Here is a 19,195-nt window from a genome sequence, read left to right as displayed (position 1 = left end):
ATTCCTGCCCGCTCCTTTATTCCGGCTGGGAAGCCGAGGCGAGAAGGACCATGGGCATGTCAGGTGAATTGGCAGCGGCGCTCCTGCGCTACACCGATTTCCATCCCGGCATCAGCATCATCGACACCGGCGTGGGAGAGCTGGGCGTGCTTCGCTCGGACCACCCCAGGCCGCCGACCCACATGCTCTCCAGGCCGGCGATGTGCATCGTGGCGCAGGGCGCCAAATGGGCGACGTTCGGCGGCCATCGGCTGGTCTACAGAGCGGGCGAGGCTCTGGTGGTCGGGATCGCGACACCGTCGGTCGGCCGCGTCGTCGAGGCCACGCCCGAAAGGCCCTGCCTCGTGCTCGTGCTCGCGCTCGATCTCGCGATCATGCGCGACGTCGCCGAAGCGATGGACACGCCGCCGAGGGCCGCCGGCGAGGCCCGCCGCGGCGTGTTCGTGACGGATTTCCAGGGGCCGCTTGCCGACTGCGCGCTGCGCGTGGTGCGCCTGCTCGAGACGCCCAAGGCGATGGCGGCGCTCTATCCGCTGATCATTCGCGAGATCTGTTATTGGCTTCTCACCGGCCCGCATGGTGCGGACGTCATGCGGATGAGCCTGGCGGACAGTCCGTCGCAACGCATCGTTGACGCGGTTCACTGCCTGCGGGAGCGGTTCACGGAGCCGATCCGGGTCGAGGAGCTGGCCGCCATCGCGCGGATGAGCCCCTCGGCCTTCCATCGCCAGTTCAAGGCGCTGACCGCGCTGACGCCGTTGCAGTATCAGAAGCAGCTTCGCCTGCTGGAGGCGCGCCGGCTGATGATCTCGGACGCCTTGAACGTGGAGTCCGCGGCCTTTCAGGTGGGCTATGAAAGCCCGTCCCAGTTCAGCCGCGAATACTCCCGCATGTTCGGCACCCCGCCCAAGCGCGACACCAGGCGGATGGAAGCCGCATAGCGACGCGTCGGGACCGGCCGGCCGGCGACCCGCCCCGCGGGGGCATGCGCCTCGCCGCGGCGATCCGTCTACAGCAGTGCCTTGGCCAGCAGCATGTGGATGCCCTTGTTACCGTCGACGAGCTGGGTGACGCGCAGGTTGCCGGCCAGTGAGCACAGCATGTAGGCCTGATTGCGCGACAGGTTGGTGCGCTGGCAGATGTGCTTGACCATCTCGCGCGTCGCCTGCTTGGCGGCGTCGTCGAGGTCCTCGTCCAGGCCGATCGACATGAGGTGTGTCGCGCTCTCGGCGAACGGCCAGTCGAGCTCCATGTCTTTGCGTACGGTGAGGCGGAAGGTCCCGGTGACACCGGTTTCGAGCGCGGTGATGCAGACCTCGCCGTCGCCCTGCACGCCATGCCCGTCACCGGCGAAGAACAGCGCGCCCTCGTTGAAGATCGGCAGATAGAGCGTCGTGCCGGCGCGCAGCTCCTTGTTGTCCATGTTGCCGCCGAAGGCGCGCGGTACCGGTGAGCCGCAGCGCCCCCAGGCCGGCGGCGGCGCCGTGGCGATAATGCCGAAGAACGGGTCGAGCGGGATCTCCGTGCCCCAGGGCGTGATGCAGACGTTGCGGGCGTGATCGACCGTCGGATGGATCGTTTCGTAGTCGGTGAACTCGTCCGGCAGCGTGCCGAGCAGCGGCAGGATGGAGACGAAGCCCCAGTCCTGGCGCACCTTCACGTCGAGGATGTCCACCTGCAGCGCATCGCCGGGCCGCGCGTCCTTCACGTGGACAGGGCCGGTGATGAAATGCGGCCCGGCGCCCTGCGGCAGCGTGTTCAGCGCCGCCATGTAGTCGTCCGGCACGGGCAGGTTGTCCGGCAGCGTCTCCTTGCCGCCGGCCGGGAACGAGTGCAGCGTCACCACATCGCCCGAGGCGACCTCCAGCACCGGCGGCGTCGAGCTGTCGAGATAGCCCCACACCATGTTCTCGGGCGTGGCGGGGATTTCAAAGCGGCGCGACATGCGTGTCTCCTGGGATCGGGGGGCGGGGATGCGGTCAGACGGCGATGAAGCGGGTGAGGCGCTCACGGCTCATCGCCTCGGCGCGGCCGGCCTCGACGACGGCGCCGCGCGACAGGATGACGAAGGCGTCCGCGGTGGCGATGGCGAAGTCGAGGTACTGCTCCACCAGGAGGATCGACATCCGCCCCTTCAGCGCGCGCAGCACCTCGCCGATGGCGGCGACGAGGTTGGGCTGGATGCCCTCGGTCGGCTCGTCGAGAATCAGCAGGCGGGGGCGGGTGACGAGGGCGCGGGCGATGGCGAGCTGCTGCTGCTGGCCGCCCGACAGGGCGCCGCCCGGCCGCTTCCACATCTCGCGCAGCACCGGAAACAGGCTCACCGCCTCGTCCATCGCCGGCGTGGCGTGGGTGCCGTGGGCGCGGGCCGCGGCCTCGATGTTCTCGCCGACGGTCAGCTCGGAGAAGATCTCCCGGCCCTGCGGCACATAGGCGACACCGGCGCGCGAGCGCCGGTTGGGCGGCCAGGCGGTCATGTCGGCGCCGTCGAGCAGCACCCGCCCGGACGTCGGCGCGACGAGCCCCATGATGCAGCGGAGCAGCGTCGTCTTGCCGGCGCCGTTGCGGCCGAGCACGGCCAGGCACTCGCCCGGCGCGATCGTCAGGCCGACCTGGCGCAGCACCTGCGCCGAGCCGTAATGCTGGTCCAGAGCCTCGACACGGAACTCCATGCTCAACGCCCCAGATAGACCTCGACGACGCCCGCGTCGGCCCGCACCTTGTGCATCGGGCCTTCGAACAGCGTGCGCCCCTCGTGCAGCACGGTGACGCGATCCGCGATGCGCTCGACGAAGTCCATGTCGTGCTCGACGACGACGATGGCGCGGTCAGGCCGGTTGAGGGCGCGCACCAGCATGGCCGTGCGCTCGGTCTCCTCGTCGGTCAGGCCGGCCACCGGCTCGTCCAGCATCACCACCTTGGGGTCGCCGGCGAGCACCATGCCGATCTCCAGCCACTGCTTGTGGCCGTGGCCGAGCTCGCCGGCGAGGCGCTCGCTCTGATCGGCGAGCCCGACCGTCGCGAGCACCTCGTCGACCCGCTCCGCGAGCGCCGCGGCGGCGAGGCGCGCGCGGAAGCCGACGTCGGCGCCGATGGCGATATGCTGGCGCACGGTGAGCCCCTCGAACACGCTCGGCTTCTGGAACTTGCGACGGATGCCGGCGCGGGCGATCGCCGCCTCGCTCCGGCCGGTCAGCTCCACGGCGCCGTCGAACAGCACCCGGCCCTGCTGGGGCCGGGTGATGCCGGAGATCACGTCGAGCAGCGTCGTCTTGCCGGCGCCGTTCGGGCCGATGACGGCGCGCACCTCGCCGTAGTCGATGGCCAGCGAGAGGTCGTCGATCGCCCGAAAGCTGCCGAAGCTGACGGTGACCCCGTCGACCAGGAGCGCCGTGAGGCTCATGAGCGCGCCTCGCCGATCTCGGCGGCGAGCCGCCGTGCGCCCATGGGCCGGGCGAGCCTGAGCTTCGCCAGGTCGACCAGCCCGTTGGGAAAGACGAGCACGACCAGAACGATCAGGCCCGAGAGGATGAAGGGCCACACGTCCGGCGCAGCCGTGGAGAGCCAGAACTTCACCGCGTTGACGAGGAGCGCGCCGATGACCGCGCCGACGAGATGGCCGCGGCCGCCGATGGCCACCCACACGGCGATCTCTAGCGACAGCTCCGGCGACAGCAGGCGCGGGTTGATGATGCCGACCTGCGGCACGTAAAGCATGCCGGCGACCATGGCGATGAGCGCCGAGACGCACCAGACGATGAGCTTCAGCCGCAGCGTCTCGTAGCCGAGGGTGCGCAGGCGCGTCTCGTCGTCCCGGGTGGCCAGCATCAGCGCGCCGAAGCGGCCGCCGACGAGACGGCGGCACACCACCAGCATGAGCGCCAGCACCAGGACCGAGGCGACGGCGAGTGCCGTGATCGTGCCGCTGGTGCCCATCGGCCAGCCGAACAGGACGGAGAAGCCGGTCATGCCGTTGTTGCCGCCGAAGCCGGTGTCGTTGCGGAACATCAGCAGCATGGCGACGTAGACGAGCGCCTGGGTGATGATGGCGAAATAGACGCCGCCGACCCGCGAGCGGAACGAGACATAGCCGAACACGCCCGAGATCAGCAGCGTTGCGACGACCGCGACGGCGAGTGCGTAGGGGAAGGCGCCGAAGCCCGCCCAGTAGAAGGGAAACTCCTTCCAGCCCATGAACTGGAGGAAGTCCGGCACCGTGCCCGTGATCTCGAAGGAGTGCTTGAGCAGATACATGGCCATGACGTAGCCGCCCAGCGCGAAGAACAGGCCGTGGCCGAGCGACAGGATGCCGAGATAGCCCCAGATCAGGTCGAGCGAGAGCGCCAGCACGGCGAAGGCGGCGAGCTGGCCGATCGCGTTGGTGAGGTAGCGCGACGGCGCCAGCGGCGTTCCGGCGAGCAGCGGCATCGCCAGGGCGACGAGGCCGAGCAGCCCGACGGCGACGAGAAAAGGGCAGTCGGCTGTCCAGCCCTTCATTTGCGGCGGCCCTTCACGGCGAACAGGCCCTCCGGCCGCCATTGCAGGAAGGCGATGATCATCAGCAGCACGATCACCTTGGCGGCGACGGCGCCCCAGAGCGGCTCGATCAGCACGTTGATCTGGCCGATGCCCAGCGCCGCGGCCACGGTGCCGGCGATGGTGCCGACGCCGCCGAGCACGACGACCATGAAGCTGTCGATGATGAAGTTCTGCCCCATCTGCGGGTTCACGCTGTAGATGGGCGACAGCGCGAGGCCGGCGAGCCCGGCCAGGCCGGAGCCGAGGCCGAAGGCCATCATGTCGACCCGCCGCGTCGGGATGCCGATGCAGGCCGCCATGTCGCGGTTCTGCGTCACGGCGCGGATGTTGAGGCCGAGCGGCGTGCGCCGGACGACCGCCCAGGTCAGCGCCAGCGTCACCACGGCGAAGGCGATGGCGAACATGCGGTTCCAGGTGAAGATGAAGTCGCCGATCACCGGCACGCCGCCCGAGACGTAGAAGGACGTCTCGAACTGCAGGTTCTGCGTGCCGAAGACCACCCGCACGAGATTGACGAGGAACAGGCTCACGGCCCAGGTGGCGAGCAGGCTCATCAGCGGCCGCCGGTAGAGATGGCGCAGCAGCGAGGCTTCGAGCGCGATGCCGATGGCCGCCGTAACGGCGAAGGCGACGGGCACGGCGAGGATCAGATACCAGTCGAGCAGCGACGGCGCGACGAGGCGCAGGCCCTGCTGCACGAGCCAGGTGACGTAGGCGCCGATCATGATGAGCTCGCCCTGGGCGAGATTGATCACCCCCATCAGGCCGAAGATGATGGCAAGCCCGATCGCCGCCATGAACAGGATCGAGGCGACGCTCAAGCCGTTGTAGAGCGTCGCCAGCGCGTCACCGACGGCGATGCCGCGCCCGATGCGCACCGCCGCCGCGTCGACGGCCCGGCGGAAGGCGGGATCGGCGGCATAGGCGGGATCCCGGGTGAGCTCGGTGATCTGGGTGAGGGCGCGGCGGCTCGGGTTGTCGGCGATGCGGCCGATGGCGCGGATACGGGCGGCCGGATCGGCGGCGTTGAGCGCCGCGGTCTGGGCCAACCCCTCGATCTGCGCGCGCAGGCCGGCATCGCCCTCGCTCGCCGCGGCAGCCTCGAGCAGCCCCTCGGGGATGGCTGCCGGCCGCCGCTCGAGCGTCCGCAGGGCAGCGGCGCGCTGGGGCGCGGCAGCGGCGCTGCGCAACGCGAGAGCGGCGTCGGCGATCTCGAACGCGGCGCGATTCTTCAGGCTGAGCACGGGCGTGCGGGACGGGCCCGCTTCGGCGCGCGCCGCGCGCGTCAGCGCATCGAGGCCGCCGTCGAGCCGACCGCCGGCGGTATCGCAGGCGAGCTTGCGCTCGATCACGGCGCGGGCGAGCGGTGCCGCCCAGGTGCGGTCGTCGACGCCTCCGAACCCGGCCGCGGCGGTCAGCAGCGCGGCCGCGTCGCCCATCTGTCCAGCCGAGCCGCACAGGCCGGCGACCACGGCAGAGCGGTCCAGCGAGGCCGCGCCGGCGCCCGATGCGCAGAGGACGAGGACAGCCGATAGGCCGGCCAGGCGCGCCGGCAGGTGTCGGAGCCACGGGGGGACGCCGGGACGCCTCCCCTTCGCAGACGATCGGACGGCAGCCGACGCCGGATCAGCCATAGGGGCTAAACGGCACCGGCTTCGGCGTATCCTTCGACTGCCACAGGATGTCGAACCCCTGCTTGTCGTTGACCGAACCGATGAACACGCCGCGCCCGACGTAGTTGTTCTCGCCGGTCATAGAGATCTTGTAGCCCGATGGGCAGTCGAGGCTGAGGCCATTGAAAGCTTTCGAGACCTCGGGTACGTCGAACGAGCCGGCCTTCTGGGCCGCCATGGCCCAGAGGTGGACGGCGTCATAGGCCGACACCATCGGATCAATGGAGACGTCGCCCTTGAAGGGCACGTTGTTGGCCTTCACGTAGGCGGCCCAGTTCTTCAGGAAAGCGGTATTGGCCGGCCCGGCGGCGTTCTGCAGGTAGGCCCAGCAGTTGAGGTGGCCGACGAGCTTTGCCGTGTCGAGACCCTCGAGGTCGGCCTCCACCATGTCGAGGCCGAGGACGGGAATGTCGGTCGCCTTGATGCCCTGGTTGGCGAACTCGCGCATGAAGTCCGGAATCGAGTTGCCGACCACGGTCAGGACGACGACCGGCTGACCGCCGCCCTGGTCGGCGAAGGCGCGGATCTGGTTCACGAGGGTCTGGAAATTCGAGAAGCCGAAGGGAACGTACTCCTCCTTCCAGGCGCTCTCCGCGATGCCCTTGGACGTCCAGTAACCCTTGAGCTGCTTGTTGATGGTGCGGGGCCAGACGTAATCCGATCCCAGCATGAAGAAGCGCTTGGCGGAGACGCCCTCCTCGCTCATCAGATAGTCGACGGCCGGCAGCACCGAGCTCGCCGGCGGCGAGTTCACGTAGACGACGTTCTTCGAATTCTCGTCGCCTTCGAAGTGGAGGGGATAGTAAAGCAGGCCATTTTCCTGCTCGACGACGGGGAGGACGCTCTTGCGCGACACCGACGTCCAGCAGCCGAACAACGCGGCGACCTTTTCCTGCTGCAGCATCTGCTTGGCGGTCTGCGCATAGAGCGGCCAATCGGATGCCGGATCGGAGACGAGCACCTCGATGGTACGGCCGTTGACGCCACCCTTGGCGTTGATCTCGTCCGCCGCCATCTTGACCACGTAGTTCAGACGCCCCTCGAGGTTGGCCATGGTCCCCGACGACGAGAACAGGCAGCCGAGCTTGAGCGGGCTTGCGGCCTGCGCGCTGCGGATGATGGCGGGCATGCCGACGGGAGTGGCCAGCCCTGCGGCAGCAAGACCGCTCGCCTGAAGGAACGAACGCCGCGAGAACATGACCATGGGACGACACCTCGAGTGTTCGGAGATGTCGAAATTCTGTTGAGTGCGGGCCGGCGCGCAACTTCATATAATGTTCAGCATTGCCCAAACGCGCGCCAGCCGAGCCAGAGAACGGTCAGTTCTGGCACAATTGCCAAATCCATCCGCGGCCGAAACCATCGCCGCCGCCGCTGGCGGACGGCGCGGAGCCTTGCCGGTGCGGTGCAATGGACATTCGCGGCACCCCGCAATGCGCTATGATGGCCGCGATTGCTGCACGCCTACATCATGGGCGGGCGGAGAGCTGCCGCGCACGGCGGGGCGGCCAGGACGGAGGGATATCTTGTGGCAAAGGCCACCGTCACCCCACCCGTCGACGAATCCAGAGGGCGTTCCGATGCGACAGTCGCAGTTCACCGACGCTGAGATCATCCACCTCATTCGCGAGGCGGATGCGGGCGTGCCGATCGGCGAGATTTGCCAGACCGCGCACGTGTCGCTGCGCACGTTCTACCGTTGGCGCCGCCGCTTTGGCGGCCTGAGCGCCCCTGCCGTCATGCAGATGAAGGAGTTGCAGGCCGAGAACCGCCGGCTGCGGGCGCTGGTCTCCGACCTCGCCCAGCGCCTGCGGGCCATGCCTCACGGCGATCTGCCGCATCGGGTCGAGCCCGACGCGCCCCGCGGCGGCGCGAGCCTGCAGCCGGGCCGGGCCGCGGTGCTGGCGGCGGAGCGCTGTGGCGGCGCCGTGGTCGGGCGCTTCGCCTCGGTCCGCCTCACCCGCTGAGGCCGCAGCCTGCCGCTGCATCCGATGGAGGAGCGCTCCAGCGCCGCCGAGCGCGCTACGCCGCCAGCAGGCCCTCGAGCCGGCCGCGGATGATCGAGTGGGCTTCCGCCATGATGCGGTCGATCAGCTCCTTGCAGGTCGGGATATCGTTGATCAGGCCGGCGACCATGCCGCAGCTCCAGGCGCCGGCGTCCATGTCGCCGTCCACCATCACGCGAGGGTAGACGCCCGCCACCTCCGGCGCGATGTCGGTGAAGGTGATGTCGCGGCCGAGGGTCTTCTCCTTCTCCAGCAGGCGGGTGACGCCGGCGTTGACGAGCACGCGCTCGGTGTTGCGCAGCGGCCGCATGACCAGGCGCGTGTCGAGCTCGCTCGCCGCCAGGATCGCCTGCTTGACGTTGTCGTGCACCGGCGCCTCGCGGGTGGCGACGAAGCGCGTGCCCATGTTCATGCCGTCGGCGCCCATGGACAAAGCAGCGACCAGGCTGCGGCCGTCGGCCATGCCGCCGGACGCCACGAACGGGATCTTGAGCTCGTCGGCGGCGCGCGGCAGCAGGATCATGTTGGGGATGTCGTCCTCGCCCGGGTGGCCGCCGCACTCGAAGCCGTCGACGCTCACCGCGTCGCAGCCGATCGCCTCCGCCTTCAGGGCGTGGCGCACCGAGGTGCACTTGTGGATCACCTTGACACCGGCCTCCTGCAGGGCCGGCAACCACTGCTGCGGGTTGTTGCCCGCCGTCTCCACGACCTTGATGCCGGCATCGAGGATCACCCGGACGTAGCCCGGATAGTCCGGCGGCTTCACCGCCGGCAGGAACGTCAGGTTCACGCCGATGGGCTGGTCGGTCATCTCGCGGCAGCGGGCAATCTCGCGGGCGAGGTGTTCGGGCGACGGCTGCGTCAGCGCCGTGATGATGCCGAGGCCGCCGGCGTTCGACACCGCCGCCGCCATCTCGGCGAAGCCGACGTAGTGCATGCCGCCCTGGATGATGGGATGCCTGATGCCGAGGAGCTCGGTGATGCGCGTCTTCATGGGGTTAGACCTGCTCGGAATGGGAGGGAGTGGCGTTCGCCGCCGCCTCACCAGGTTTCGCGGAAGGGACGGAGCTCGACGTTGAACGACCAGGCCGACCGCGGCTGATGGGCCACGTGAAAGACCTCGTCGGCGATGTGCTCCGGCTGGATGAAGAAGTCGTCGGCCGCGTCGGTGTAGCGGGCGCGCGTCCAGGGCACGTCGATGACCGCGTCGATCACGACATAGGCCACGTGCACGCCCTTGGGCCCAAGGTCGCGGGCCATGGCCTCGGCGAGAATGCGCTGGGCTGCCTTGGTGGGTGCAAAGCCGGCAAAGTTGGCGCGGCCGCGCAGCGCCGAGGTGTTGCCGGTGGCAACGATGGCGCCCTTGCCGGCTGCCACCATGGCGGGCGCGAGGCGGCGGGCGAGATGGAGCAGCGCCATGACGTTGACGTTGAAGTTGCGCTGCAGGATGGCCGGGTCGATGTCGGCGAACGTGCCGAAGGCACCGCCCACGGCGTTGTGCACGAGGACGGTCGGCGCGCCCAGGCGGCCTTCGACATCCGTGAGCGTCTGCTCCAGGGCCGCGGCGTCGCTGACGTCGGTGGCGAAGGCGTGGCAGCTGGCGTGCGACTGCGCGATCTCGTCGAGGCGCTCGGCCGTGCGCGCCAGCATGGCGACCTCGTAGCCGCCGTCGGCGAAACGCCGCACCAGCGCGCTGCCGGTGCCGGGGCCAACGCCCGTGATCAGGGCAACGGGACGGGTCATGGCGGCCCCCTCATGCTGCTGCAAGCGCTTCGGCCTGCATCGCGCCAGTGTAGCGCGCCAGGTGATGGTCGGCGTCGCCGAACTGGATGTCGATGGCGGTCAACCGCTTGAAGTAGCGCCCCACCTCCAGCTCCTCCGACATGCCCATGCCGCCATGGATCTGCACCGCCTGCTGCCCCACCAGGCGGCCGGCTTCGCCCACCTGCACCTTGGCGGCCGCGGCCTGCTGCGCCAGCTCCGCGCTCGGCTCGCCGAAAGCCCGGTGCAGGAAGAAGCTGGTCGCCGCCGCCTCCTCGTGGGCGATGAACATGTCGACCATGCGGTGCTGCAGCACCTGGAAGCTCGCGATCGGCGTGCCGAACTGGCGCCGCGCCCTGGCGTAGTCCAGCGTGGCGCGGTTGAGCTCGGCCATGCAGCCGACCGCCTCGCCGCAGAGGCCGGCGATGGCGCGTTCGGCGGCGCGCTCGAGCAGCGGCAGTCCGCGCCCCTCCTCGCCCAGCAGCGCCTCCGCCCCCAGGCGGACCTGGTCCAGGGTCACGTCGGCGGCGCGGCGCCCGTCCAGGGTCCGATAGCTCTCCAAGTGGACACCGGCAGCGGCACGATCGACGACGAACAGGCTGAGGCCGTCCGGATCGGCGACATCGCCGCCGGTCCGAGCCGAGACGATGAGCGCATCGGCCCAGGGGGCCGCTGCGACGACGACCTTGCGGCCCGTGAGGCGGTAGCCCTCGCCGTCGCGCCGGGCCGTGGTGGCCACGTGGCCGAGGTCCGAGCGGCCCTGCGGCTCCGACCACGCCAGCGCCCAGATCCGCTCGCCGCCGGCGATCCCGCCGAGCTCGTCCTGCCAGCGATCGAGCCCGCCCTGCCGCAGCAGGCCCGCGGCCACGACCACGGTCTCCAGGTAGGGCTCGACCACCAGGCGGCGCCCGAACTCCTCCAGCACCACCATGGTGTCGAGGGCGGAGCCGCCGAGCCCGCCGACCGCCTCGGGCAGTTCGACGCCGAGCAGCCCCAGCTCGGCGAACTGGCGCCAGTGGTCGCGGCTGAAGCCGGTCTCGCTGTCGACGATGGCCTGGCGGGCGGCCAATCCGTACTTGTCGCCGAGCAGCTTGCGGACGCTGTCCCGCAGCATGCCCTGCTCGTCCGAGAACTCGAAGTCCATGGCTATACGTCCCGCATCTCTCTCGGTGTCATGGTCGGGCTTGACGGCTGCGCTAGAGGCCGAGCACGGCCTTGGCGATGATGTTGCGCTGGATCTCGTTGGAGCCGCCGTAGATCGAGAGCTTGCGCGTGTTCAGATAGATCTCCGTCGCCGTCTGGGCGTAGTCCGGCCCGGGGGCCTGCTCGTTGTGGCCGAGATCGAGCCCGTGGCGCAGCACCATGCCGTAGGGGCCGATGGCACGGTGGGTGAGCTCGGCGATGCGCTGGCGGATCTCGGTGCCGCGGATCTTCAGCAGCGAGGCGCCGGCGCCGGGATCGCGGCCGGCGGAGAGCGCCGAGATCATCTTGAGCTCGGTGAACTCCAGCGCCGCCAGGTCGATCTCGGTCCGCGCCACCTGACGGGCGAAGTCCCCATCGGCCAGGAGCGGCGCCCCGCCGGCCTGCTCCTCGGCGGCGACCGACTTCAGCTTGGCCATCGCCCGGCGCGCGTAGCCGGTGCCGGCCATGCTCGTGCGCTCGTTGCCGAGCAGGAACTTGGCGTAGCTCCAGCCCTTGTTCTCCTCGCCGATCAGGTTCTCGGCGGGGACACGCACATCCTCGAAGAAGATCTCATTGATCTCGTGGCTGCCATCGATGGTGATGATCGGCCGCACGGTAATGCCCGGCGTCTTCATGTCGATGAGCAGGAACGAGATGCCCTGCTGCGGCTTGGCCGAGGGGTCGGTGCGCACCAGGCAGAAGATCCAGTCCGCATGCTGGGCGAGCGTCGTCCAGATCTTGTGCCCGTCGACGACGTAATGGTCGCCGTCGCGCACCGCTTTGCACTTGAGGTTGGCAAGATCAGAGCCGGCGTCCCGCTCCGAATAGCCCTGGCACCACCAGTCGTCGCCCGAGAGGATGCGCGGCAGGAAGCGCGCCTTCTGCTGGGCGTTGCCGTAGGTGTAGATCACCGGGCCGACCATGGTGACGCTGAAGGCGAGCGGCGGCAGCGTGCCGGCGAGCGCCGTCTCCTGGGCCCAGATGTACTGCTGCACCGTCGTCCAGCCCGGGCCGCCATACTCCTTGGGCCAGTGCGGCGCGAGCCAGCCCTTGCGATGCAGGATGCGGTGCCAGAGCAGGCTCTGCTCCTTGGTGAGGTCCGTATCCGGGTTGGTGACCCGCATCTCGGCCGGATAGTTCTCGGCGATGAAGGTGCGGACCTCCTGCCGGAAGGCTTCGTCGTGCGGGGCGAAGGTGACGGACACGGGCGCTCTCCGGCTAGTGAGTTTGCACGAGGGTTTCGGCGGCTGCCGCAAGAGCCGCTAGCGGTCCAGCTGCCCACCTCGCCCCGCCTGCGGGGAGAGGTCGGATCGCGTGCAACGCGATCCGGGTGAGGGGGCGTTCAGGAGTGTGCTCGACGCGGGTCACGCCACGTGGCGAGGCCCCCTCACCCTGCCCTTTCCCCCCAGGCGGGGAGAGGGGAGCCCAGGGCTTGGCCGGCACCAGATCTTCCGAACGACTGCGCAATACGAACATTTGCCCTCGATCAGTCGCTGTCGGCCTGGAGGATCGAGCCGATCAGCTCCCAGCGCTCGCCGGTCCAGCGCTGCAGCTGCAATTGCGTCCAGGCCTGGTTGTTGTCCGGGCTGGTGTTCACCTTGATGCCCGGCAGGATCATCGGCAGCTGCAGGTCGCGGATGGCGTGCGCCTGCTTGTTGATGTTGTCGCGGGAGAGATCATCGCCACACTGCTTCAGCAGCTGCTCGAGGATCATGCCCTGGTTGTAGCCGGTGATGTAGTTGATGTCGTAGGGGTCGGCACCGGGCAGGTACTTCTCGGCGAAGGCGAGATAGTCCTTGGCCTCGCGGCCGTCCTTCCACGCCGCGTCGAACGGATCCTTGTAGAATACGGCGCTCAGCACGTCCTTGGCGTTCTCCAGCCCCGCCGGCTTCAACGTGGCGGACACCGAGCTCGACACCAGATTGATGATCCGCAGCGGCCGCCAATCGAGCTCCGCCGTCTTCTTGATCGCCTGCGCCGCGAACTTGGGCGTCGCCGCGATCAGCAGCGCATCGACGCCGGCGCTCTTCAGGCTGAAGATCTGCGAGTCGACCGTGGGATCGGCCACCTCGTAGGGCATCGCCACCACCCGCTGCGGGAACGAATCCTTCAGCACCGTCTTGAAGCCGGCGACGAAGTCTTTGCCGAGATCATCGTTCTGATAGAGGATGCCGACCTTGGCGCCGGGCTTGGTCTTGTCGATGAACTTGGCGTAGATCTTGGCCTCGGTCTCGTAGCTCGGCAGCGCCGTCGTGGTGAACGGGTACTCGGCCGCCCTGGTGAACTTGGCGGCGCCGGTGACGATGAAGGCGTCGGGCACCCTCTTGCCGTTGATGTACTTGATGGTGGCCGAATTGGCCGGTGTCCCGAGCGGGCTGAACATGAACGCCACCTCGTCCTGCTCGATCAGCTTGCGCGTCTGCTCGACGGCCTTGGGCGGGATGTAGCCGTCGTCCAGCGCGATCAGGTTGATCTTGCGGCCGCCCACGCCGCCGCGGTCGTTGAGCAGGTTGACGTAGGCGATCAGCCCCTTGCCGGTGTTGCCGAGCGCCGACGCCGGCCCGCTGAATGGCATGGTGGTGCCGATCTTGATCTCGCTCGCTGTCACGCCGATGGCGTTGTCTGCCGCATGTGCGGCGGTCATGCCGAGGCCAAGCATCAGCCCCAGAGCAATCGGCGATCGCTTCATCTTTCCCCACCTCTTGTTGTTGTCTATCTGTCCAACGATGTATTGAGCGAGCTGCGGCTACCACTTCTCGCCGAAGGGCCGGATCTCCACCTCCGACGTCCAGGCGTCGCGCGGCTGCTGGTAGAGGCTCCAGTAGGTCTCGGCCACGGCTTCCGGCCGCATCAGCCGGTTGGGGTCGAGATTGGCGAGCGCCGCGTCGCCCTCCTTCTCCCGGATCCGCTCGCGCACCCATTCGGTGTTCACGCCGGAATCGATGATGAGGTGGGCGACGTGGATGTTCTGGGGGCCGAGCTCACGCGCCGCCGCCTGGGAGACGGCCCTGAGGCCGAACTTGGCGCTGGCGAAGGCGGCGTAGCCGACCCCGCCGCGCAGGCTCGCCGTCGCCCCGGTCAGGAAGATCGCACCGCGGCCACGCGGCACCATCAGCCGGGCCGCCTCGCGCGTGGCCAGGAAGCCCGAGTAGCAGGCCATTTCCCAGACCTTGCGGAAGACCCGCTCGGTCGTCTCCAGCAGCGGGAAGTTGACGTTGGCGCCGATGTTGAAGATGCACAGCTCGAGCGGCGCATGGTCGTCGGCGTCCTTGAGGAAGGCCGCGATCTCCTCCTCCTTGCGGGCGTCGAGCGAGCGGCCGAAGGCCTTGCCGCCGGCGGCCTCGATCTCGCTGACCAGCGGCGCCAGCTTCTCGCCGCCGCGGCGGCCGACGAACACCGTGAAACCTTCCGAGGCAAAGCGCTTGGCGATGGCCGAGCCGATGTAGTCGCCGGCCCCGATCACGGCCACTGTGGCGTTTCTTGTCGTCACGTCGGTATTCCTTCGAATTGCGCGTCGATGGCGCAGGTGAAGACGTTAGCCGTGACGGGCGCCATTGGTGGCGGCCAGGGGGCCATCGTCCGTTGGGCCGTCAGGTCGTCCGGGCGGCCTCGGCCAGTTTGTGCTTCAGGATCTTGCCCGTCGAGCTGGCCGGCAGGGCGTCGAGGACGACGATCTCGGCCGGGCGCTTGTAGGGCGTGAGCAGCGGCCTGGCGTAGGCCAGGAGATCATCCGCCGAGAGCTTGGAGCCGGGCAGGAGCTGGACGTAGCCGACCACCTCCTCGTTGCCCTCGACCGTCCGGCCGACCACGGCGGACTGGACCACGTCGGGATGCGAGTTCAGCACCGCTTCCACTTCGGGCGGGTAGACGTTGAAGCCGGAGCGGATGATCAGCTCCTTCGAGCGCCCGACGATGTACATGTCCTCGCCGGTGAAGCGGGCGAGATCGCCGGTCTTGAACCAGCCGTCCGCGTCGAGGGCGGCCGCCGTCGCCTCGGGCGCCCGGTAGTAGCCGCGCATGACGTTGGGCCCGCGCACGTGCAGCTCGCCCACCTCGCCCACAGCGACGGTGCGGCCGGAGCGGTCGACGATCCTGGTCTCGACGCCCGGAAGGATGGTGCCGACGGTGTCGTCCTCGCGGTAGGTGGACAGCACCGAGGAGACGCCGGGCGAGCATTCGGTGATGCCGTAGCCGTTGAGCAGCGGCTGGCCGAGTTCCTCCTCCACGCGAGCCTTCAGCGTCAGGTCGAGCGGCGCGCCGGCGACGAACATGCAGCGCAGCCTGGCGGCCGTAAGCTTCGGCAAGCCGCTGACGGTCTTGTATTCGAGGAGCCGCTGATAGGTCGCCGGCACGCCGTAGATGATGGTGGTGTCCTCGGCGAGCGCCCGCGCCAGGTCGGCCGGATCCGCCTTGGGCACGACGCGGACGGCCGCCCCGAACATGACCGACGACAGCAGGATGATGGTGAGGCCGACGATGTGGGACATCGGCAGCACGCCGTAGATGCAGTCGGCCGGCCCGATCGAGCGCAGCGAGCCCGACACGAAGGCGCTGAACAGCAGGTTGCGATGGGTGAGCATCACGCCCTTGGGATTGCCGGTCGTGCCCGAGGTGTAGAGCAGCACGGCCACCTGGTCCTCGGCGCCGGCGTGCACCGGCTCGGGCACCGCGTCGGCATCGAGCGGTCCCACCGCGACCCGGCCGAGACCCGGCAGCGCCTCGACGACGGCCTGGTTGCGGCTGGCGTGCTCGGCCGCCTGCTCGCCGATGTCGACGACGTAGAAAGCCCGCCTGGCACCGGAATGGGTCCTGATCTGGTCGATCTCGCGACCGGACAGGCGCGGGCTTGCGACCACCGCCCAGGCATCGAGCCTGGACGCGGCGAAGAGCAGCCCCGCCAGGGCGAGCGAGTTCTCGCTGACGATCAGAATGCGGTCGCCCGGGCGGACGCCCAGGCGGGCGAGCGCGTGCGCCGTATCGGTGACGACGCGGGCCAGATCCCCGTAGGTCCAGGTGCGGCCGGGCTCGATGAGCGCGAGCCCCGTGGGCCTCACCTCCGCCATGCGGGTGACCACGTCGCTGATCCGGTTCGGCAGGCCCGAGAGCTGATCGGGCTCGGCCTGACGTGCGAGCGCTTCGTTCACCGTTCCCTCCCGTTGTGTCGCCAAGCGGCGGCCGTCGCCGCTGCTGGCCGGCGGCTGACGGGGCCTATCTAAGGTACCTATTTGGAACTCGTCAAGCGAGTTCTGTTTCGGAGCGCACGGATGGCCGGGTCAAGCCCGGCCATGACGCGGTGAGATTGGCGCTTCGCCCCGCACTGCCGCGGCCGATCTTACCTCTGCGTCTATCCTCTGAGGACACGTCGATGCGCCTGACGGCGCCGCCGGATTGCGATGATCCGGAGCATTGGTTATGGTTAAAATTCCAAAATAGAACTTATTGGATGCCGCGGAAGCAACCGGCGAGCGCGGCAACAAAGATGGGAGGAAGCATGATGGAGTTCGTCCGACTCGAGCGGGCCGTGCGCTGCACGGTCGTCGGTTTCGGCCTGCTGTGCAGCGGCGCGGGGCTGGCCGACACCGCCCCCGGCGTCACCCGGACCGAGATCAAGGTCGGGCAGACGCTGCCCTACAGTGGGCCGGCGTCGGCCTGGGGCGTACAGGGCAAGGTCGCGGCGGCCTACATCGCCCACGTCAATACGGAGGGCGGGGTCAACGGGCGCAGGATCAACCTGATCAGCCTGGACGACGCCTACTCGCCGCCCAAGACCGTGGAGCAGACGCGCAAGCTGGTCGAGTCCGATGAGGTGTTCATGCTGTCCGGGTCGCTCGGCACGGCGACCAACGTGGCGGTGCAGCGCTACCTCAATGCCAAGAAGGTGCCGCAGCTGTTCGTGGTGTCGGGATCCTCGCGCTTCGCCGAGCCGAAGACCAATCCCTGGTCGATCGGCTGGCTGCCGTCCTACACCACCGAGGCCACCATCCTGGCCAAGCACGTGCTGGCCACGGTTGCCAGCCCGCGCGTCGCGATCCTTTACCAGAACGACGACTTCGGAAAGGAAATGCTGGCCGGCGTCGAGGCCACCTTCGCGGCCAGCGGCGCCGAGGTCATCGTCGCCAAGCAGTCCTATGAGCCGACCACACCGACGGTGGATTCCCAGATCGTCACCCTGGCCGCGACCGGCGCCAACGTCTTCTTCAACCTGGCCGCGCCGAAGTTCGCCGCCCAGGCGATCCGCAAATCCCACGAGATCGGCTGGAAGCCGACGCAGCTCGTCTCCAACGTCTCGGGATCGATCGTGTCGGTGCTCAAGCCGGCCGGCCTGGACGCCTCCCGCGGCCTGCTGTCGGCGGCCTATGCCAAGGACCCGGGCGACCCGCAGTGGCAGGACGATGCCGCCGTCAAGGCCTACAAGGCCTTCATGCAGGCCCACGTGCCGGAGCTCGACCTCTACGACACCTCGGCGGTCACCGGCTATTCGACGACGCAGAGCCTGGTCGAGGTGCTGAAGCGCGCCGGCAACGAGCCGACGCGCGAGGACGTCATGAAGATCGCGACCAACCTTCACGAGCTGTCGCTGCCCATGTTCCTGCCGGGCGTGACGCTGGACACGCGGCCGGACGACTACCTCACCATCCGCAAGGAACGGGTGCGGCGCTTCGACGGCACCCAGTGGCAGATCATCGGCGACCTGGTCAGCCGCTAGAGCATTTCGCCATTGGATGGACCCATCCAATGGCAGAGAAATGCTCATCGTCTTTTGAATCTGGAGCGCCTTTTCGCGATTGGGTGTGTCCACCCAATCGCGAAAAAGCGCTCCAGAGGAGTTTTCGCCGCCCTCGCGAGCGGCGGCGGCACGCCAATCGCGGGAAGAACACTGTATGGACGGCACCGTGATCCGATCAGGTCGTCGCATCTGATCGGATCACCCTCCGTCGCATCGCGGGACAGATGCGGGAGCGAGCGTCCACAACCGCACCGTTCCTGCGTGCGCGCGGACATGGCCGATACCTGACTCTTGACTTGGCGCCGACTTGTGATATATTTGGAAAATACTGAATTTCCTAATTTTCCTCGCACGATGATGATGGTGGTGGGAGTCCTGGTCTTGGTGGTCGACAATGTGCAACGCCGTGCGCGTGGTCGCCCTTCGACACGTAGCGAAGACGAGACGAGAAAGCTGATCATCGACGCTGCGATCGCGGAGTTCGCCGCATCGGGATATGTGCAGACCAGCATGGAGAGCGTCGCACGCCGCGCCGGGATCTCGACGCGAACCCTCTACAAGCTTGTTCCGACCAAGGCGGATCTCTTCCGTATCGCCGTGGAGAGCCGAATCGAGTCGAGCCTCAGGTCGCTCGATGTCGCCAATGATGGCTCCGGCGATGCTGAAGCGTACCTTGAACAGATCATCCTCAGCTTTGCGCGCCTGTCGCTGAGCGAAGAGGCCTGGAAGACGATGCGCCTCGCCATAGCCGAGATCGACCAGTTTCCGGAAGTCATCGCGAGCTACAGGCAGGTCGCGCTTCGGATCGCCGACGCGCTGGCGGACCGGATACGGTCGCTTTGCGATGACGGCCTCATCGATTGTCCCGACCCGGAGCTGGCCGCCAACCTTCTGCGGAGCATGGTCGTCGGACCGCAACGGCAGATGATCCTCGGGGTGCGCCCGGCCATGACACAGGAGGAGATCGAAGCCTGGGCTCTCGCATGCACGCGCATGTTTCTGTGCGGATGCGGCATGGCGAGACAATGACTTCATGGGCGCGATACTTTGTCGATCCCCAGCATGGCTCGGCGGATCATCGGACAACTTGGCAAATCACCCCGGCGACGGCTGCCACCGCCTTCGTGATACGGCTGATCTCGCATCTTCGATCACACCGCACGTTCCCCAGCCACGCATGCGCCTCAAGGGGGCTGCGCTCGTCTCCGGACGATGACGCGGGGCGAGTTTCGGCAGGCATCATCCCCAAGCCCCGCCATGCACTGGCATCCATCCCGGCCCGACAGTGCCCTGCGACGAAGGTCAAT

Annotated in this window: 17 protein-coding genes; 4 read left to right on the top strand and 13 right to left on the bottom strand. The window is 68.4% G+C overall.

The genetic code is table 11. The features are described 5' to 3' along the window. Window positions 1–56 precede the first annotated feature (56 nt). Window positions 57–941 (top strand): AraC family transcriptional regulator, encoded by an 885-nt coding sequence (locus ACZ5PO_RS14930; protein ID WP_464194749.1) that lies wholly within the window; start codon window positions 57–59, stop codon window positions 939–941. 68 nt (window positions 942–1,009) lie between these two features. Here the strand turns inward: ACZ5PO_RS14930 and ACZ5PO_RS14925 are convergent, their stop codons facing one another. From ACZ5PO_RS14925 to ACZ5PO_RS14900, 6 genes are all read right to left on the bottom strand, one after another. Beyond that, entirely contained in the window at window positions 1,010–1,945 is a 936-nt protein-coding gene (locus tag ACZ5PO_RS14925; protein ID WP_464194747.1) for an acetamidase/formamidase family protein, read from the bottom strand. 34 nt (window positions 1,946–1,979) lie between these two features. Next, complete coding sequence (gene urtE / locus ACZ5PO_RS14920) at window positions 1,980–2,672, bottom strand: urea ABC transporter ATP-binding subunit UrtE (protein ID WP_464194745.1); 693 nt, start codon at window positions 2,670–2,672, stop codon at window positions 1,980–1,982. A 2-nt stretch (window positions 2,673–2,674) separates the two neighbouring features. After that, window positions 2,675–3,403 carry an urea ABC transporter ATP-binding protein UrtD gene (gene urtD, locus ACZ5PO_RS14915; RefSeq protein ID WP_464194743.1) on the bottom strand — a complete coding sequence of 243 codons (729 nt, stop codon included), beginning with the start codon at window positions 3,401–3,403 and terminating at the stop codon, window positions 2,675–2,677. Next, window positions 3,400–4,497, bottom strand: a complete 1,098-nt coding sequence (urtC, locus tag ACZ5PO_RS14910) for an urea ABC transporter permease subunit UrtC (RefSeq protein ID WP_464194741.1) — start codon at window positions 4,495–4,497, stop codon at window positions 3,400–3,402. The genes urtD and urtC overlap by 4 nt, the downstream gene beginning before the upstream one ends. Beyond that, entirely contained in the window at window positions 4,494–6,011 is a 1,518-nt protein-coding gene (urtB, locus tag ACZ5PO_RS14905; RefSeq protein ID WP_464194739.1) for an urea ABC transporter permease subunit UrtB, read from the bottom strand. Before urtB ends, urtC begins: the two co-directional genes overlap by 4 nt. A gap of 154 nt (window positions 6,012–6,165) precedes the next feature. Continuing rightward, on the bottom strand, window positions 6,166–7,416 hold the full coding sequence (locus tag ACZ5PO_RS14900) for an urea ABC transporter substrate-binding protein (RefSeq protein ID WP_464194737.1): 1,251 nt from the start codon (window positions 7,414–7,416) through the stop codon (window positions 6,166–6,168). 376 nt (window positions 7,417–7,792) lie between these two features. Between ACZ5PO_RS14900 and ACZ5PO_RS14895 the strand changes: the two genes are divergently transcribed. Further along, window positions 7,793–8,179 carry a transposase gene (locus ACZ5PO_RS14895; RefSeq protein ID WP_464194735.1) on the top strand — a complete coding sequence of 129 codons (387 nt, stop codon included), beginning with the start codon at window positions 7,793–7,795 and terminating at the stop codon, window positions 8,177–8,179. A gap of 55 nt (window positions 8,180–8,234) precedes the next feature. Here the strand turns inward: ACZ5PO_RS14895 and ACZ5PO_RS14890 are convergent, their stop codons facing one another. From ACZ5PO_RS14890 to ACZ5PO_RS14860, 7 genes are all read right to left on the bottom strand, one after another. Beyond that, window positions 8,235–9,212, bottom strand: coding sequence for an NAD(P)H-dependent flavin oxidoreductase (locus ACZ5PO_RS14890; RefSeq protein ID WP_464194733.1), 978 nt, complete (start codon window positions 9,210–9,212; stop codon window positions 8,235–8,237). A 47-nt stretch (window positions 9,213–9,259) separates the two neighbouring features. Beyond that, window positions 9,260–9,961, bottom strand: a complete 702-nt coding sequence (locus ACZ5PO_RS14885) for an SDR family NAD(P)-dependent oxidoreductase (protein WP_464194731.1) — start codon at window positions 9,959–9,961, stop codon at window positions 9,260–9,262. Window positions 9,962–9,971: 10 nt separating this feature from the next. Further along, entirely contained in the window at window positions 9,972–11,123 is a 1,152-nt protein-coding gene (locus ACZ5PO_RS14880) for an acyl-CoA dehydrogenase family protein (protein WP_464194729.1), read from the bottom strand. Between the two features lie 52 nt (window positions 11,124–11,175). Next, window positions 11,176–12,366, bottom strand: a complete 1,191-nt coding sequence (locus ACZ5PO_RS14875) for an acyl-CoA dehydrogenase family protein (RefSeq protein ID WP_464194727.1) — start codon at window positions 12,364–12,366, stop codon at window positions 11,176–11,178. 281 nt (window positions 12,367–12,647) lie between these two features. Continuing rightward, window positions 12,648–13,850 carry an ABC transporter substrate-binding protein gene (locus ACZ5PO_RS14870; RefSeq protein WP_464194725.1) on the bottom strand — a complete coding sequence of 401 codons (1,203 nt, stop codon included), beginning with the start codon at window positions 13,848–13,850 and terminating at the stop codon, window positions 12,648–12,650. Window positions 13,851–13,907: 57 nt separating this feature from the next. Then, window positions 13,908–14,651: an SDR family NAD(P)-dependent oxidoreductase gene (locus ACZ5PO_RS14865; protein ID WP_464194723.1), complete on the bottom strand. Its 744-nt coding sequence runs from the start codon at window positions 14,649–14,651 to the stop codon at window positions 13,908–13,910. Window positions 14,652–14,751: 100 nt separating this feature from the next. Continuing rightward, entirely contained in the window at window positions 14,752–16,305 is a 1,554-nt protein-coding gene (locus ACZ5PO_RS14860) for a class I adenylate-forming enzyme family protein (protein WP_464194721.1), read from the bottom strand. 350 nt (window positions 16,306–16,655) lie between these two features. On the opposite strand from ACZ5PO_RS14860, the gene ACZ5PO_RS14855 reads away from it, so the two are divergent. Together ACZ5PO_RS14855 and ACZ5PO_RS14850 are read left to right on the top strand one after the other, a co-directional pair. Further along, entirely contained in the window at window positions 16,656–17,867 is a 1,212-nt protein-coding gene (locus ACZ5PO_RS14855) for an ABC transporter substrate-binding protein (protein ID WP_464194719.1), read from the top strand. Window positions 17,868–18,272: 405 nt separating this feature from the next. Then, complete coding sequence (locus ACZ5PO_RS14850; RefSeq protein ID WP_464196846.1) at window positions 18,273–18,917, top strand: TetR/AcrR family transcriptional regulator; 645 nt, start codon at window positions 18,273–18,275, stop codon at window positions 18,915–18,917. Window positions 18,918–19,195: the final 278 nt, after the last annotated feature.

Source organism: Chelatococcus sp. KU-N122 (assembly GCF_055391085.1).
The sequence above is the reverse complement of the archived record's forward strand: the minus strand, read 5'-3'. Positions and strand labels throughout refer to the sequence as shown.